Genomic DNA, 16609 nt, shown 5'->3' on the forward strand with positions numbered 1-16609 from the left:
GATTGGGGGTCGCGAGTCCGCGCTCAACCAGCCATCGTCAGGCCGCCGGACACGCTCAGCACCTGGCCGGTGATGAAGGACGCGTCGTCGCTCGACAGGAACAGAATCGCCCCAGGCAGGTCGTCGGGCTGGCCGAGCCGCCCGAACGGCACCGCGCGCGTGAAGGCGGTGCGCAGCTTGTCGCCCTTCTCGCCTTCGCCGCAGATGTCGTCGAGCAGCGGCGTATCGGTCGGGCCGGGGCACACGACGTTGACGCTGATCTGCTGGCGGGCGAGTTCACGCGCCATCGTCTTCGAGAACGCGATCAGTCCGCCCTTGCAGAACGAATACACCGCCTCGCCGGACGAGCCGCCACGGCCGGCGTCCGACGCGATGTTGACGATGCGGCCCGCGCCGCGCTCGACCATGCCCTTGGCGACGGCGTGATGCATGTACAGGGCGCCATACAGGTTGATCGCGACGATCTTGTCCCACAGCGGCTTGTCGGTGCTGAGGAAATTGCCGATCTTGTCCCAGCCGGCGTTATTGACCAGCACGTCGGTCGGGCCGAGCGCCTGCTCGGCGGCGCTCACCGCGGTGATCACCGAGTCCTGGCTCGTCAGATCGACCGCGAACGCCTGGGCGTTGCCGCCTTTCGCGCGGATATCCGCAGCGACCGTTTCGGCCGCTTCGCGGTTGATGTCGAACACCGCGACTTTCGCGCCTTCTTCGCCGAAGCGGCGGCAGATTGCCGAACCGATGCCACCTGCGCCGCCGGTGACGATCGCGACTTTGTCCTTGATTCCTCTCATCTGTGCTTCCTCCTGTTGGATACCGCTCAATTTCCGACCCGTTTGCGTCCGGGCTGCTGTTTGCGTTTCAATGGGCGCCGTTCGAACCCTGCCCGTCCATCCGATGACCGACGCTTCCGCCGCCAAGAACCTCGCCACGATCGAGATCAGCAACCGCCTGTTTTTCCGCTTCTTCCAGGCGGCCAACACGCTGCACACCAAAGGCACGCAGGCGCTCGACGAGTTCGGCGTGACGACGCAGCAGTGGTCGGTGCTCGGCGCGCTGTCCCGCCCGAAGGCAAAGGACGGCATGGGCATCAACGAGCTCTCCCGCTTCCTGCTCGTCAGCCGCCAGAACCTGTCCGGCCTGCTGACCCGCCTCGAACGCGACGGCCTGATCGAACGCGTGACCAGCGAGGAAGATCGCCGCTCGCGCAAGGTCAGGCTCAGCCCCAAGGGCGAAGACCTGTGGATCAAGCTCGCCGAGCCGATTCACGCGTTCTACGACCAGGCGCTCAAAGGCTTCTCGTTCGACGACCGCCTGCAATTCATCCATTACGTCAGCCTGCTGCAGCGCAACATGGCGAAGCTGTAGGGCGGAAAAGCGCAGCGCCTTCCGCCGAATGCGAACCGCCGATGCCGCCCGGTACCGCCCGGCACCACACATCCGGCGGATAACGCCTTCGGCTCATCCGCCCTACGCTCCGTCACGACCTGTTGCATACACGCCGTCAGATCTCGTGCGCCGCGAGCTTCTCGCGCCCGATGATCATCTTCATGATGTTCGCGGTGCCGTCACCGATCTGCAGTCCCATGACGTCCCGGTAGCGCTGACCGAAGTCGTAGTCGCTCGCATAGCCGCCATGGCCGTGCGTGAGCAGGCACTGGTGGATGATTTCGCACGCCAGCTTCGGCGCCCACCACTTGCACATCGCGGCTTCCGACGTGTGCGGCAGCCCCTGATCCTTGAGCCACAACGTGCGCAGGCATAGCGCACGGCAGGCTTCGTACATCGTCTCGGCTTCGGCGAGCGGGAACGTCACGCCCTGGAAGTCGCCGATCTTCTTGCCGAACGCCTCGCGCTCCTGGATGTAGCGCCAGGTCTCGTCGAGCGACGCGCGCACGACGCCCATGCACTGCAGGCCGATCAGCGCACGGCTGTAATCGAAGCCCTGCATCACCTGGATGAAGCCCTGTCCCTCATTGCCGAGCATCATGTCGGCGGATACGCGCACGTCATCGAAGAAGATCGAGCCGCGGCCGACCGGACGCGTGCCGATGTCGTCGAACGCGGTCCGCGTGATGCCGGGCAGGTCCATCGGCACGAGGAACGCGCTGATGCCGCGGGCACGCTCGGCCTCGCTGCCGGTGCGCGCGAACACCACCGCGACATCGGACTGCGTCGCCATCGAGATCGACGTCTTCTCGCCGTTGAGCACGAAGTCGTTGCCGTCGCGCACCGCCTTGAGCTTCAGGCGCGCGGCGTCGGACCCCGCGGAGGGCTCGGTCAGCGCGATCGCGATCGTCTTGTGTCCGGCGATCACCTGGCCCAGCCACTCCTTCGCGATGTCGGGCCGCGCATGGCCGGCCACGATCTGGCCGCACAGCGACGTGAGCAGGTTCACATATGAGACGTTGAAGTCGCCGTACGAGATTTGCTCGAGCAGCAGCCCGCTGGTGAGGCAGTCGACGCCGAGCCCGCCGTGCTCCTCGGACAACTCCGGACCGAGAAAACCCAGTTCGCCCATGTCGCGGATCACTTCGCGCTCGATGCGCTCGGCCTTTTCGCGCGCCTTGTAGCCCGGCGCCAAGCGTTCGCGGGCAAAGCGGTTCGCGGTGTCAACGAGCGCCTGTTGCTCGGGGCTGAGACTGAAATCCATTTTTCTCCTCCTTATCAAGTCCGACGGATTCTAGGAAGCTCTCGGGTTTTGTGTCAATAGCTTGACTTATTTTCATACGTAACAGAGCTCTTATGATGTCTGAAATAACAATTTATAAATATAAAATTCAACAGATTACATAGATTTCCTCGAATGATTCCCGGGCCATCCCCGAACGGTGCATATTGGTTTTTATATCAAACTATTGACTTAAAAATTTCCGGACGCTACTTTTGCAGCGTCCCCGTCGCATGTGCGCCTGGACCACACGTGGAGAGAGATATGCATCCAGAAAAATCAGAAACGAGAGCCGTGAGCGGAAAGATCGCGCTGCCGCTCAACGAATCCAAATGCACGCTGATCCAGGGCTGACCGGGACCGGTCGAGAGAGGAGAACGACAATGAACTTCGAACCGGTACTGCTGGCAGACCGCATGGACGCGATGAAGGCTGCCGGCCTGTGGCGCGACGAGACGATCGACGTCCATTTCCAGCGCGCGCTCGAGAACTGCCCCGACAAACCGGCGGTGGTCGCGTATCGCGACGGCCACCCCGAGCCGGTGCGGCTCAGCTACCGCGAACTCGACTGTCGCGTCGACCGCATCGCGCGCGGGCTCGCCGCGCTCGGCGTCGGCCGTGGCGACGTGGTGAGCTTCCAGCTACCGAACCGCTGGGAGTTCGTCGCGCTTGCACTCGCCTGCGCGCGCATCGGCGCCGCGGCGAACCCGGTGATGCCGATCTTCCGCCAGCACGAGCTCACTTACATGCTGAACTTCGCCGAATCGAAGGTCTTCATCGTGCCATCGGTATTTCGCAAGTTCGACCACGCTGCGATGGCGCGCGAGCTGCAGTCGAAGGCACCGCACCTCAGGCAGGTCGTCGTCATCGACGGCGACGGTGATGACAGCTTCGATCGCGTGTTGATGCGCGACGACACGCCGCCGCTCGCCGGCCCCGCACTCGGCCCCGACGACGTCGCGCTGCTGATGTACACGTCGGGCACGACGGGCGAGCCCAAAGGCGTGATGCACACGTCGAACACACTGTTCTCGAACCTGCACGCATACATCGAGCGGATGGAGCTCGGCGGCGGCGACGTCATCCTCGGCGCCTCGCCGATGGCGCACCTGACCGGCTACGGCTACCTCGCGATGCTTCCGCTGATCCTGAACTCGACGACCGTCCTGCAGGAGACCTGGAACGCGGCACGCGCGCTCGAGATCGTCCGCGAGACCGGCGTCACGTTCAGCATGGCGTCGGCGGCGTTCATCTCCGACCTGTGCACTGCGGTCGAAGCCGGTGCGCCGGTGTCGTCGCAGTTCACGAAGTTCAACTGCGCCGGCGCGCCGATTCCGCCGATCGTGATCCAGCGCGCCTGGGAGCTGATGGGCCTTCTGGTGTGCTCGGCGTGGGGCATGACCGAGTGCGGCGCGGTGACGGTGACCGAACCGGCCCGCGCACTCGAGAAGTCCGGCGTGTCGGACGGCCGGCCCGTGCCCGGCATCGAGGTGAAGATCATCGATGCAAACGGTGCGAAGCTATCGCAGGGCGAAACCGGCAGCCTCTTGATCCGCGGCGCGTCGCTGTTCGCCGGCTACCTGAAGCGCCCGCACCTGAACAGCGTCGACGCCGAAGGCTGGTTCGACACCGGCGACCTCGCGTTTCAGGACGCCGAAGGCTACATCCGCATCAACGGCCGCAACAAGGACATCGTCATCCGCGGCGGCGAGAACATCCCGGTCATCGAGATCGAGAACCTGCTGTACCAGCATCCGTCGATCACGACGGTGGCGGTCGTCGGCTACCCCGACCGGCGGCTCGGCGAGCGCATCTGCGCGTTCGTGTCGCTCAAACCCGGCTGCACGCTGACGTTCGCCGATCTTACCGCCTATCTCGATCGCCAGCAGGTCGCGAAACAGTACTACCCCGAGCGGCTCGAGATCGTCGACGACCTGCCGCGCACACCTGCCGGCAAGCTGCAGAAGTTCAAGCTGCGCGAGACCGCGAAAACCTTCGGCGACACCGCCAACCCCGCCCCGGAGAAATCCTGATGAATCTCGTAATCCTCGTCGAAACCCGGCACAAGGTCGGCCTGATCCGCATCAACAGGCCCGAAGTGCATAACGCGCTCAACGATGACGTGATGACCGAGCTCGGCCGCGCGCTCGACGCGTTCGAGGCCGACCGGAGCATTGCCTGCGTCGTGCTGACCGGCTCCGAAAAAGCTTTCGCCGCCGGCGCCGACATCGCGGCGATGCGCGCGATGGACTTCATGGACGCCTACAAGTCGGACTTCATCACGCGCAACTGGGAGCGGCTGCGCACTTTCCGCAAGCCGGTCATCGCGGCGGTGAATGGGGTCGCGCTCGGCGGCGGCTGCGAGCTGGCGATGATGTGCGACATCGTCTTCGCTGCCGACAACGCCCGTTTCGGCCAACCCGAGATCAAGATCGGCACGATTCCCGGCGCCGGCGGCACGCAACGCCTGCCGCGCGCGATCGGCAAGACCAAGGCGATGGACATGTGTCTGACCGGTCGCCTGATGGACGCGCAGGAAGCCGAGCGCAGCGGGCTCGTCGCACGCATCTTCCCGGCCGGCACGGTACTCGACGAGGCGCTCGCGACCGCCGCGCAGCTCGCCGAGTATTCGCTGCCGGTGCTGATGATGATGAAGGAGTCGGTCAACCGTGCATACGAGAGCCCGCTCAGCGAAGGGCTGCTGTTCGAGCGCCGCACGCTGCACGCGACGTTTGCGCTCGCTGACCAGAAGGAAGGCATGAACGCGTTCGTCGAGAAACGCACGCCGCAGTTCGCGCACTGTTAGCAACGCTCGTTCAGGCTGTTATCGAAAGGGAATCAATGAACAAAAAACAATCAGCGCTCGCAGCCGGCGTTGTTTTGGCGGGCCTGGCGTCGGCGCCCGTCATGGCTCAGTCGGCGACGACGCTCTACGGGGTCGTCGACGCCTATTTCAGCTACGGAAAAATGGGCGACAACAGGAAGACCGGCATCGATCCGGGCGGCCTGACCGGCTCCCGCGTCGGCTTCCGTGGCACTGAAGCGCTGGGCAACGGCGTGGCGGCGGTGTTTGCGCTCGAATATGGGCTCCTGAACGACGCCAACGAAGGCATCGGCACCACCGGACTGCGCGCCCGCCAGCAATTCGTCGGACTGAAGGGCAGCTTCGGCTTCGCCGGCCTCGGCCGTCAGTACGCTCCCGGCTACTATGTCTTCAAGTACGACGCTGCGATCGGCACGCCGTGGGGGCCGCAAGCAATGCTGGGCATCAAGGCCGGCGCGACGATCGTGCCGGCGAGCCCAGCACGCGCGAACAATGCGCTGAACTACATTTCGCCGAACATGGGCGGCCTCACCGTCAACACGATCTACGCGTTCAGCGAGGAAAATCAGGCGACGAACCGCCGCCAGGGCGATCGCTTCAGCATCGGCGCCGAATATGCGAACGGCCCGCTCGGCGCGAACGTGATCTACCATCTCGGCCGGAACATGCCGGCCGCAGTGGGCCGCGACGACAAGAAGGAATGGTACGCGGGCGGCTCGTACAATTTCGGCGTCGTCACGTTGCTCGCCAGCTACCAGCAGGTCGAGCAGGATTCGGACACCAACAAGGTCTACCAGGTCGGTGCGATTGCGCCGGTCAGTTCGGCCGGCAAGCTCCATTTCGCGATCGGCCGCCTCGATCACGAGAATTCCGCCATGGACGCGACGAACCTGACCGTCGGCTATGGCCACGCGCTTTCCAAGCGGACCACGGCTTATGCTTTCGCCACGCGGGTGAACAACGACTCCGCGCAAGATGCGACATTCGTCGCGAGTGCGGTCGGTCAGACGGGCGAGAACAGCACGAGCCTCATGGTCGGCGTGAATCACACTTTCTGAGTCGTTCCTGACCCATGGCCTCGACGGGCGTCGCTAGGATTGGCTGCCGTGGCCCAGGAACTGCCGCGCGAATTCGTCGCGCGGCAGCGGCCGCCCGAGGAAATACCCCTGGCCCTGGTCGCAGCCGTGCGCCTCAAGGTACGCGAGCACATCGCCGCTTTCGATCCCTTCGGCGACGACTTCCAGCCCGAGCGTGCGCCCGAGCGCGATGACGGCCTCAACAACCGCGCGACTCGTCGAATCCTGGCCGATGCCCTCCACGAACGAACGGTCGATCTTGAGCTTGTCGAGTGGTAGCGAACCGAGATGGGCCAGGCTCGAGCAGCCGGTGCCGAAGCCGTCGAGCACGACCTTGACGCCGAGCGCCCTGACTGCGGCAAGAATCCCGGCAGCATCGTCGGCGTTGTCCATCACTGCGCTTTCGGTGATCTCGAGCAGCAACGATGCCGGATTCATGCCGCCGTCGCGCAGGATGTCCGCGAGGCGCTGCACGAAGCGCCGCTGCCGGAACTGGACCGGCGACACGTTGATCGCGATCGGCACCGGTTCCAGCCCCTCGGCGGCCCACGCGATGTGCTGGCGGCACGCTTCGGCGGTGACCCACTCGCCAATGGCGCCGATCAGGCCCGACGATTCGGCGACGGGAATGAAGAGCCCGGGGCCGAGCGCCTCGCAGTCCTCGCCGGCAAAGCGGAGGAGCGCCTCCGCTCCCCTGACGGCACCGGTTCTCAGGTCGATCACCGGCTGGTAATGCAGCGCGAACGTGTTTTTGGCGAGCGCCTGCTTGAGCCGCCCCTCCACCGAGGTCGACACGTCGTCGCGGTGTTCGAGGTTCGGCTCATACACGCAGTAAGCACCGCGGCTGCAGTGCTTGGCCTGGTACATCGCCAGATCGGCGGCGCGAATCAGCCCATCGACAGTCATGCCGTGCTGCGGAAACAGGCTGATGCCGATCGACGGTGAAACGGATACTTCGGCGTCGCGGATCATGAATGGCTGCGACACGCTTTCGACGATGTACTGCGCGATGTTCATCGCTTCCTGCGTCTGCTCGAGATAGGGCAGCAGGACGATGAACTCGTCGCCACCGAGTCGGCCGATGATGTCTTCCTTGCGCACGCCCGCCTTCAGTCGGCACGCGACCTCCTGCAGCAGCCGGTCGCCGGCTTCGTGGCCATAAAGGTCATTGACCGGCTTGAAGCGGTTCAGGTCGATGAACAGGAACGCGCCCTGGCTGTGCTTGCGCCCGGCTGCCGCGAGCAGGTGCTCGGCGTATTCGAAGATCAGCCGGCGGTTCGGCAGCGCGGTCAACGAGTCGTGCAGCGCCGCTTCATGGGCGCGCTGTTCCGCCTCTTTGCGGTCGGTGATGTCGATGTTCATGCCGACCCATTTCTCGACCTCGCCGTCCGCCCCGACGAGCGGCGCCGCCCTCACGTTGGCCCAGCGCCACTCGCCCAAGTAGTGACGCAGGCGAAGTTCCGTATCGAACACGCGCCGGCCGGCAACCGCCGCGCGCCATTCCCTTTCGACGCGGGCGCGGTCGTCGGGATGAATCGCATCGAGCCATCCGAAGCCCGCCATTTCCTCGAAAGTCTGGCCCGTGTAGGCGGACCAGGACGGCGAATGGACGACCAGGGCTCCCGCGGCATCGCCTTCCCACACCGCCTGGGCGGTTTCCTCGACGAGCACGCGGAAACGTTCTTCGCTCTGGCGCAGCCGGTCGCTGGCGAGCTGCCGCGCGAGCGCAGTCCCGGCGGCACTCGCCAGCACCTCGAGCACCGCAACCTCCTCGTCGTCCGACCGGTGCGGCTCGAGCCAGTACGCTCCGACGGCACCGGTGGGGATCGCACCGCCGACCGGAACCATCACCAAGCCGCGCTTCGATACCCCTTCGAGCACATCCGCGGACACGCGATCGTCGTCGCGCACATCGACGATCACCGCTGTCCGGCAGTGGCGGACGGTCCACTCCGCGACGCTCGCGATCAGCGGATGATGGCTGCGTTCCCACACCGCCCCGTTCATCGCCCCCCTGCCGATGCAGCGGAACCGGCCATTGTCGAGCTCGACCGTGATGCCGTCCGCACCGACGAGCCTCTGGGCCGCACGCAGCAGCTCGTCCAGGAGTTCGGCGCTGCTGTCCGCGCGCGAGAGCCGCTCGAGCCCTTCGGACAGGCGGCGGAAGCGGACATGCCCGGCCAGCAGCGCCGCTTCGGTGCGCACCTCGTCGGTGATGTCGCTGAACACCACCGCCACCTGGCGCTCGTCCGGCTTGCCGTAGCGGAACGCATAGACGTCGAACCAGCGGTCGAGCATCGCGGCGCGCCGCTGAAAACGAACCGGCTCTCCGGTGAGCGCCACTTCGCCGTAGATCTGATACCAGAAGGATTCATGTTCCGGCACCAGCTCGCGCATGCGGCGCCCGACCACATCGACCAGACCGGTGTGCTGCCCGAACGCCGGATTGACCTCGATGAAGCGATAATCGACCGCTTCCGCGTGCCCGTCGAAAATCATCTCGAGGATGCAGAACCCTTCGTCGATCGATTCGAAGAGCGCCCGGTAGCGCGCCTCGCTCGCCTCCTGGCGTCGGCGTGCGAGGATCCGCGGCGTATCGTTGATTACCGTCACGAGCACGCCGCCGATGCTCCCGTCCTCGCAACGGACCGGGCTGTAGCAGTTCGTCACGTACAGCGGCCGGGCGCCGTCACTGGACGACGGGTCGATGACCTGCTCGGAGAGCATGACCGCGTCGCCGTCGGCCATCACCTGCCGGCACAACGGTTCGTGAACCTGCCACGCTGCGGTCCCGCTGTCCCTTGCGGTGCGCCCGAGCGCCTCGGGATGGCGCACGCCGAGCAGCGGCCGAAAGCCATCGTTATAGAGCTGGACGAGATCACTGCCCCACAGCAGCGCCGCCGGAAAACCCGCCCCGAGGACCAGCGCGACGACCGTTTTGAGGCTCCCCGGCCACTGCGCGACGGGGCCAAGCGCTGTCCGGCCCCAGTCGATGCGGCGCACCAGCGCCCCCGTTTCGCCGCCGGGGGGGAGCCACTCCGGAAGAGGAGTGCGCCCGTCGCTGAGGGGGTCGTCCAAAATGCACCTCGTCTGTGAATCCGGCGTTCGCCGCTGCAGCGAGCGGACATCCGGCGTCGGACTTCCGACGTCCCGCGCTTCCCTGGCAGTGAGAACTCTTGATTCCGCTGGAGATATTCATCAAAGGACAGGAATTCATCCCACGCAAGCCATGAGACTGAAACGTACCCGACGGAGCTCAGCACGGAAATACCTCGAAACAATGATTTTCATGCCATGCCAATATTCCGGGAGCAATTTCCAGCCACCGCGGCTGCCCTCGACCGGGCCGGGCCGGGGAGGAGTCAGGAGTCAGGAGTCAGGAGTCAGGAGTCAGGAGTCAGGGATTTTGGCTGAGCAAGTCGCGCAGCGCACCCTCGAACAGCCGCACGACGACGCTGCGATCGAGCTCCGGGTTGCGGATGCTGCGGCTCGCCAGCCCTTCGAACATCGCCGCGAGCACTTCGATCATGCCGGCGATCGTCGCCTCGTCGTCGTCATGGCCGCCCGCGCGGCGCAGGTCGCGCAGCGTTAGGGCGAGGCTGCCGCGGCACACGCGGTCAGCGGACCGGACGATATCGGCGACATGCGGGTTGCGAGCCGCCTCGGCAAGGATCTCGAGATTGAGTCCTGCCGCCCGGGGTTCGAGGCTGCGCTCGACGCCGTCGGCAACGTGTTCGACCATCGCCTCCTTCATGTTGCAGGCGACGCGCAGCGAGGCGGTCATCGCCAGGACATGTTCCAGGTCCTGCGCGACGATCGCCGCGATGATCGCCTCCTTGTTTTCGAAGTAGTGATAGATATGCCCCGGACTCATGCCGGCGATCCTGGAGATCTGGGCGATGCTCGCACCGTGGAAGCCCTTGCTGCGAAAACAGTCCCCCGCGGCGGCGAGAATCTGTGCGCGGCGGACTTCGGCGCGCGGCGGGTCGGGAGGGGCGGAGTCGGGGGGCATTCGCAGGGTCTCCGGAGATATTGAAGATGTATTGCATCGATCTTGCACTGCGGAAAATCCTAACATAGAATGGTCATTCTAGAATAAACATTCTATTTTTGCACCCCACCCGGACGGTGCACACTTTCCGGCACCGGTCCAACCATTTCGAGAGGCGATTCATGGGGATCAACGGCAATCGGCTGTTCCGGCCAGTGGCCATCGCACTGGCAAGCGCCGTGCTGCTCGCTGCCTGCGGGAGCGACAAGCAACAGGGCTCGGCAGACGCCGCTGCGCCCCCCCCTCCTGCCCCGACAGTGACCGTCGTCACCGTGCACACCGAAGCGGTGCCGCTCGTCGTCGAGCTGCCGGGGCGCACGGCGCCTTACCTGATCGCGGAAGTGCGCCCGCAAGTCACGGGCATCATCAAAGAGCGCCCATTCACCGAAGGCAGCGACGTCAAGGCGGGTCAGGTGCTGTACCAGATCGACCCGGCGACCTATCAGGCCGCTTACGACAGCGCCAAGGCAAATCTTGCGCGCGCCGAGGCGAATGTTTACGCCGCGCGCCTCAAGGCCGACCGCTATGCCGACCTGGTCAAGATCAACGCCGTGAGCAAGCAGGCCTTTGACGACGCGACGGCCGCACTGCAGCAGGGCCAGGCTGAAGTCGCGGCCGCGAAGGCGGCGATCGAGAAAGCGAAAATCGACCTCGCCTTTACCCGCGTCACGTCGCCGATTGCCGGGCGCATCGGCCGTTCCGCGGTCACGCCCGGCGCGCTGGTGACGGCGAACCAGAGCCAGGCCCTCGCCACGGTGCAGCAGCTCGACCCGATCTACGTCGACGTCACCCAGTCGAGCAGCGAGCTGATCCGCATGAAGCGCGATCTGGCCGAAGGCAGGCTGCAACGGGCAAGTGGCGACACCGTACCCGTGCGCTTGGTGCTGGAGGATGGCAGCGTCTTCGGCGCCGAAGGCAGGCTCGCGTTTTCCGAGGTCTCCGTCGATCCAGGCACCGGCAGCGTGACGCTGCGCGCGGTGTTCCCGAATCCGCACGCCGAACTGCTGCCCGGCATGTATGTGCGCGCGCGGCTGCCGCAAGGCGTCAAGAGCGACGCCGTGCTCGTGCCGCATGCAGCGCTGAGTCACGATCCGCGCGGCAACGCCCAAGTCATGGTCGTCGATGGCGAAAGCAAGGTCGAGGCGCGCAGCGTCACCGCCGAGCAGTCGCTCGGCGACAAATGGGTCGTGACCGCCGGTCTCGCCGACGGCGACCGGGTGATCGTCGAAGGGCTGCAGCGCGTGCGCCCCGGCGCCCAGGTGCAGGTGACCGAAGCCGGCGCGGCCCCTCCCGCGGCAGCAAACGCTCCCCCTGCCGCCGCGCAGAAGAACTGAGGACGCGACGATGGCACGCTTTTTCATCGACCGACCGATCTTCGCGTGGGTCATCGCGATCGTCATCATGCTCGCCGGCGCGCTGTCGATCCTGACGCTGCCGGTGTCGCAGTATCCGTCGATCGCCCCTCCGACGGTCGTCATCAACGCCAGCTATCCCGGAGCATCGGCGAAAGCCGTGGAGGATTCGGTCACTCAAATCATCGAACAGAAGATGACCGGTCTCGACGGCCTGCTGTACATGAAGTCGTCGTCGGATTCTTATGGCCGCGCCTCGCTGACGCTGACTTTCGACGCCGGCACCAACCCCGACATCGCGCAGGTGCAGGTACAGAACAAGCTGCAACTGGCACTGCCGCTGCTGCCGCAGGCGGTGCAGCAGCAAGGCGTGCAGGTCGCCAAATCGACTGCCAACTTCCTGATGGTCGTCGGTTTCGTGTCGCAGGACGGCAGCCTCAAGCAGGTCGACCTGGCCGACTTCCTCGTGTCGACGGTGCAGGATCCGCTGTCGCGCGTCACCGGCGTCGGCGAAGTCCAGGTGTTCGGCTCCCAGTACGCGATGCGGGTGTGGCTCGACCCGGCGAAGCTGGTGAAGTTCGGCCTCACGCCAGGGGACGTCCAGGCGGCGATCCGTGCCCAGAACAACGAAGTTTCCGCCGGCCAGCTCGGCGGTACGCCCGCGGTGGAGGGACAGGGTTTTACCGCGTCGATCACGGCACAGAGCCGGCTGGAGACAGTCGGGCAGTTCGAGGACATCCTGCTGCGCAGCTCGGCCCAAGGCGGCGAAGTGCGGCTCGAGGACGTTGCGCGGATCGAGATCGGTGCCGAGAACTACGGCACCGTCGGCCGCTACAACGGTCAGCCCGCGGCCGCGATCGGCATCAAGCTTGCCGCCGGCGCGAACGCGCTCGACACCGCGACGGCGGTGCGGGCACAGCTCGACCGGATGGCCCCGTACTTTCCCGCCGGCGTGGAGGTGGTGGTGCCTTACGACACCACGCCTTTCGTCGCGATCTCGATCCAGGGCGTCGTCAAGACGCTGCTCGAAGCGATCGCGCTGGTGTTCCTCGTGATGTACCTGTTCCTGCAGAACATCCGCGCGACGCTGATCCCGACGATCGCGGTGCCGGTAGTGCTGCTCGGCACTTTCGGCGTGATGGCGGCGTTCGGCTTCACGATCAACACGCTGACGATGTTCGGCCTGGTGCTCGCGATCGGCCTGCTCGTCGATGACGCGATCGTCGTCGTCGAGAACGTCGAGCGCGTCATGAGCGAGGAAGGCCTGTCGCCGAAGGAGGCGACGAAGCGCTCGATGGACCAGATCACCGGTGCGCTGGTGGGCATCGGCCTCGTGCTGTCGGCAGTGTTCATCCCGATGGCGTTCTTCGGCGGCTCGACCGGCGTCATCTACCGGCAGTTCTCGATCACCGTCGCCGCGGCGATGGCGCTGTCGGTGCTGGTCGCGATCATCTTCACGCCGGCGCTGTGCGCGACGATGCTCAAGCCGGTGGAGAAAGGCCACGAACACGGCGAAGGCGGCTGGTTCTCGGGCTTCTTCCGCTGGTTCAACGGGATGTTCGCGCGCAACACGAGGCGCTACGAGTCGACGGTCGGCCGCATCCTGCACCGCAGCCTGCGCTTCCTCGCGATCTATCTGGCGATCATTGCCGTGCTCGCGCTGCTGTTCCTGCGCATGCCGACCTCGTTCCTGCCGGAAGAGGACCAGGGCGTGATGTTCAGCCAGGTCACGCTGCCGGCCGGCGCAACCCAGGACCGCACGCTGGCGGTGCTGAAGAAAGTCGAGGACCATTTCCTCGAGAACGAAAAGGACACGGTGCGCTCGATCTTCACCGTGGCCGGTTTCAGCTTCGGCGGCAGCGGGCAGAACATGGGACTCGCGTTCATCAACCTGCAGGACTGGGACGAGCGCGGTGAACCCGGAATGGACGTCAAGTCGGTGGCCGGGCGCGCGATGGACGCGTTCGCGCAGATCCGCGAAGCGATGGTGTTCGCGTTCGTGCCGCCGGCCGTGCTCGAGCTCGGCACCGCGAGCGGCTTCAACATTTTCCTGCAGGATCGCTCCGGCCTCGGCCACGATGCGCTCGTCGCCGCGCGCAACCAGTTCCTCGGCCTCGCTGCGCAGGACAAGCGGCTCGTCGGGGTGCGGCCGAACGGCCAGGACGACATGGCTGAATTCCGCCTCGACATCGACCACGCCAAGGCCGGCGCGCTCGGCGTCTCGGTCGCGGACATCAACGAGACGCTGGCAACGGCGTGGGGCGGCACGTACGTGAACGACTTCCTCGATCGCGGCCGCATCAAGAAAGTCTATCTGCAGGCCGACGCCGACGCGCGCATGAAGCCTGAAGACCTTGCCAAGTGGTACGTACGCAACCGTCAGGGGGAGATGGTGCCGCTGTCGGCGTTCGCCACCGCGCACTGGAGCTACGGCTCGCCTCGCCTCGAACGCTACAACGGCCAGCCGGCAGTCGAAATCCTCGGCCAGGCGGCGCCAGGCCTGTCGTCGGGCGACGCGATGGCCGCGGTCGAGGAGATCATGGCGAAGCTGCCTGCCGGCATCGGCTACGAATGGACCGGCACCTCGTACGAGGAGCGCCGTTCCGGAGCGCAGGCCCCGGCACTGTACGCGCTGTCGCTGCTGGTCGTGTTCCTGTGCCTGGCGGCGCTGTACGAGAGCTGGTCGGTGCCGTTCGCGGTGATGCTGGTCGTGCCGCTCGGCGTGCTCGGGGCGCTGCTCGCGGCGACCGGGCGAGGCCTGTCGAACGACGTCTATTTCCAGGTCGGCCTGCTCGCGACGATCGGCCTGTCGGCGAAGAACGCGATCCTGATCGTCGAGTTCGCGAAAGCGCAGATGGAAGAGGAAGGCAAGGAGCTCGTCGCCGCGACGCTCGACGCGGTGCGCATGCGGCTGCGCCCGATCCTGATGACTTCGCTCGCGTTCGGCCTCGGCGTGCTGCCGCTGGCGATCTCGACCGGCGCCGGCTCCGGCAGCCAGAACGCGATCGGCACCGGGGTGCTCGGCGGCACGATTGCCGCGACCGTGCTGGGCATTTTCTTCATTCCTTTGTTCTATGTCGTGATCATCCGCGTCTTCCGCAAAAAACCCGCTCCGCCCGCAACCATCGCGCCTGTCGCCGAGGAGGCCAAGTGATGACCCGACTCCGCATCCTGACGGCCGCACTCGCCGCCACTGTCGCGAGCGCATGCTCGACGCTGGCGCCGGACTACCAACGGCCACCCGCGCCGGTCCCGGCGTCCTTCCCGCAGGCGCCGGACACGCTTTCGGCAAGAGTCCCCGCGGCCGACGCCCTGCCGTGGCGCGATTTCTTCGCCGCGCCCGGCCTGCGCGAGCTGATCGCGCTGGCGCTCGACAACAACCGCGACCTGCGCGTGACTGCCCTCAACATCGAGCGCGCCCGCGCGCAGTACCGCATCCAGCGCGCGGACCTGTTCCCGGCGATCGGCGCGAGCGGGGGCCAGAACGCGCAGCGCCTGCCCGCGGACCTCGTGCGCGGCAGTAGCGGCGGCAACGCCAACGGCGATGCGAGGATCAGCCGGCAGTACAGCGCGACGATCGGCTTCTCGGTGTGGGAGCTGGATTTCTTCGGCCGCCTGCGCAGCCTCAACGAGCAGGCGCTGGAACTGTACCTCGGCACCGAGGAGGCGCGCCGCAGCGCGCAGATCAGCCTCGTCGCGGAAGTCGCGAACGCGTGGCTGACGCTCGCCGCCGACCGCGAACGCCTCGCGCTCGCCCGGAATACCTACCGGACGCGGCAGGAGTCGTACGAGCTGACGCGACGCAGCTTCGAGGCCGGCGCGGTGTCGGCGCTCGACCTGCGGCAGGCGGAGACGCTGCAGGAAGACGCGCGCGCCGACGCCGCGCGTTTCACCGCGCTCGTCGCGCAGGACGAGAACGCGCTCGCGCTGCTCGCGGGCATGCGCGTTCCGCCCGAGCTGCTGCCGCCGCAGCTCGCCGGCACGATGACCGCGGTCGCTGAGCTGCCCGCCGGCGTGCCGTCCGAAGTCCTCGTGCGCCGCCCCGACATCCTGGAGGCGGAGCGCCGGCTGCGCGCGGCCAATGCCAACATCGGTGCGGCCCGGGCCGCTTTCTTCCCGTCGATCACGCTGACCGCGGCGGCCGGCAGCGCGAGCAGCACGCTCGACGGCCTGTTCTCGAGCGGCTCCGGCACGTGGAGCTTCGTGCCGCAGATCCGCATCCCGATCTTCGAGGCCGGCCGCCTGCGCGCGAACCTCGACGTCGCCGAGATCCAGCGCGACATCAACGTCGCGCAGTACGAAAGGGCGATCCAGGGCGCGTTCCGCGAAGTCGCCGACGCGCTGGCCGAACGGGCGACGCTCGCCGAGCAGCTCGACGCGCGGAGGCGCCTCGTCGACGCGACCGCCGAGAGCTTCCGGCTGTCCGAAGCGCGCTACAAGGGTGGCGTCGACAGCTACCTCGGCCTGCTCGATGCGCAACGCACGCTGTACGACGCCCAGCTCCAGCTGATCGCCGTGCGCGAGTCCGACGCCGCCAACCGCATCGCGCTGTACAAGGCACTCGGCGGCGGCTGGCAGTAAGGCTTTGGCGCCCGGGAACGGCGTGGCACCGGCGCGGCGGCGCTCTTCGCGGCAACC

At 66.3% G+C, this 16609-nt stretch carries 11 protein-coding genes; 7 read left to right on the top strand and 4 right to left on the bottom strand.

What is annotated here, in order from left to right:
• Positions 1 to 23: 23 nt before the first annotated feature.
• Positions 24 to 791 (bottom strand): 2-hydroxycyclohexanecarboxyl-CoA dehydrogenase, encoded by a 768-nt coding sequence (gene badH / locus EBN1_RS05490; protein WP_011236927.1) that lies wholly within the window; start codon positions 789 to 791, stop codon positions 24 to 26.
• Between the two features lie 103 nt (positions 792 to 894).
• Between badH and EBN1_RS05495 the strand changes: the two genes are divergently transcribed.
• Positions 895 to 1365: a MarR family winged helix-turn-helix transcriptional regulator gene (locus EBN1_RS05495; protein WP_041645859.1), complete on the top strand. Its 471-nt coding sequence runs from the start codon at positions 895 to 897 to the stop codon at positions 1363 to 1365.
• Positions 1366 to 1501: 136 nt separating this feature from the next.
• On the opposite strand, the gene aliB is transcribed toward EBN1_RS05495, so the two are convergent.
• Complete coding sequence (aliB, locus tag EBN1_RS05500; protein WP_011236929.1) at positions 1502 to 2650, bottom strand: cyclohexanecarboxyl-CoA dehydrogenase; 1149 nt, start codon at positions 2648 to 2650, stop codon at positions 1502 to 1504.
• A 401-nt stretch (positions 2651 to 3051) separates the two neighbouring features.
• Between aliB and aliA the strand changes: the two genes are divergently transcribed.
• Genes aliA through EBN1_RS05515 form a run of 3 tightly spaced genes read left to right on the top strand, consistent with a single transcriptional unit; the run spans position 3052 to position 6550 of the window.
• Positions 3052 to 4701: a cyclohexanecarboxylate-CoA ligase gene (gene aliA / locus EBN1_RS05505; RefSeq protein WP_011236930.1), complete on the top strand. Its 1650-nt coding sequence runs from the start codon at positions 3052 to 3054 to the stop codon at positions 4699 to 4701.
• Positions 4701 to 5474, top strand: a complete 774-nt coding sequence (locus EBN1_RS05510) for an enoyl-CoA hydratase (RefSeq protein WP_011236931.1) — start codon at positions 4701 to 4703, stop codon at positions 5472 to 5474. Before aliA ends, EBN1_RS05510 begins: the two co-directional genes overlap by 1 nt.
• 35 nt (positions 5475 to 5509) lie before the next feature.
• Complete coding sequence (locus EBN1_RS05515; protein WP_011236932.1) at positions 5510 to 6550, top strand: porin; 1041 nt, start codon at positions 5510 to 5512, stop codon at positions 6548 to 6550.
• Between the two features lie 33 nt (positions 6551 to 6583).
• Here the strand turns inward: EBN1_RS05515 and EBN1_RS05520 are convergent, their stop codons facing one another.
• Entirely contained in the window at positions 6584 to 9646 is a 3063-nt protein-coding gene (locus tag EBN1_RS05520) for a sensor domain-containing protein (protein WP_011236933.1), read from the bottom strand.
• Positions 9647 to 9965: 319 nt separating this feature from the next.
• Positions 9966 to 10580 (bottom strand): TetR/AcrR family transcriptional regulator, encoded by a 615-nt coding sequence (locus EBN1_RS05525; RefSeq protein ID WP_011236934.1) that lies wholly within the window; start codon positions 10578 to 10580, stop codon positions 9966 to 9968.
• A 161-nt stretch (positions 10581 to 10741) separates the two neighbouring features.
• Here EBN1_RS05525 and EBN1_RS05530 point away from each other — a divergent pair, with 161 nt between their 5' ends.
• The 3 genes from EBN1_RS05530 to adeC are packed head-to-tail and all read left to right on the top strand — an operon-like array spanning position 10742 to position 16552.
• The gene (locus tag EBN1_RS05530) at positions 10742 to 11953 is read left to right on the top strand and encodes an efflux RND transporter periplasmic adaptor subunit (protein WP_011236935.1); all 1212 of its coding nucleotides are present in this window, start codon (positions 10742 to 10744) and stop codon (positions 11951 to 11953) included.
• A 10-nt stretch (positions 11954 to 11963) separates the two neighbouring features.
• On the top strand, positions 11964 to 15125 hold the full coding sequence (locus tag EBN1_RS05535) for an efflux RND transporter permease subunit (protein WP_011236936.1): 3162 nt from the start codon (positions 11964 to 11966) through the stop codon (positions 15123 to 15125).
• Positions 15125 to 16552: an AdeC/AdeK/OprM family multidrug efflux complex outer membrane factor gene (adeC, locus tag EBN1_RS05540; RefSeq protein ID WP_011236937.1), complete on the top strand. Its 1428-nt coding sequence runs from the start codon at positions 15125 to 15127 to the stop codon at positions 16550 to 16552. The genes EBN1_RS05535 and adeC overlap by 1 nt, the downstream gene beginning before the upstream one ends.
• The last annotated feature ends 57 nt before the right edge of the window (positions 16553 to 16609 follow it).

It is taken from the genome of Aromatoleum aromaticum EbN1 (assembly GCF_000025965.1).
Classification (GTDB): Bacteria; Pseudomonadota; Gammaproteobacteria; order Burkholderiales; family Rhodocyclaceae; genus Aromatoleum; species Aromatoleum aromaticum.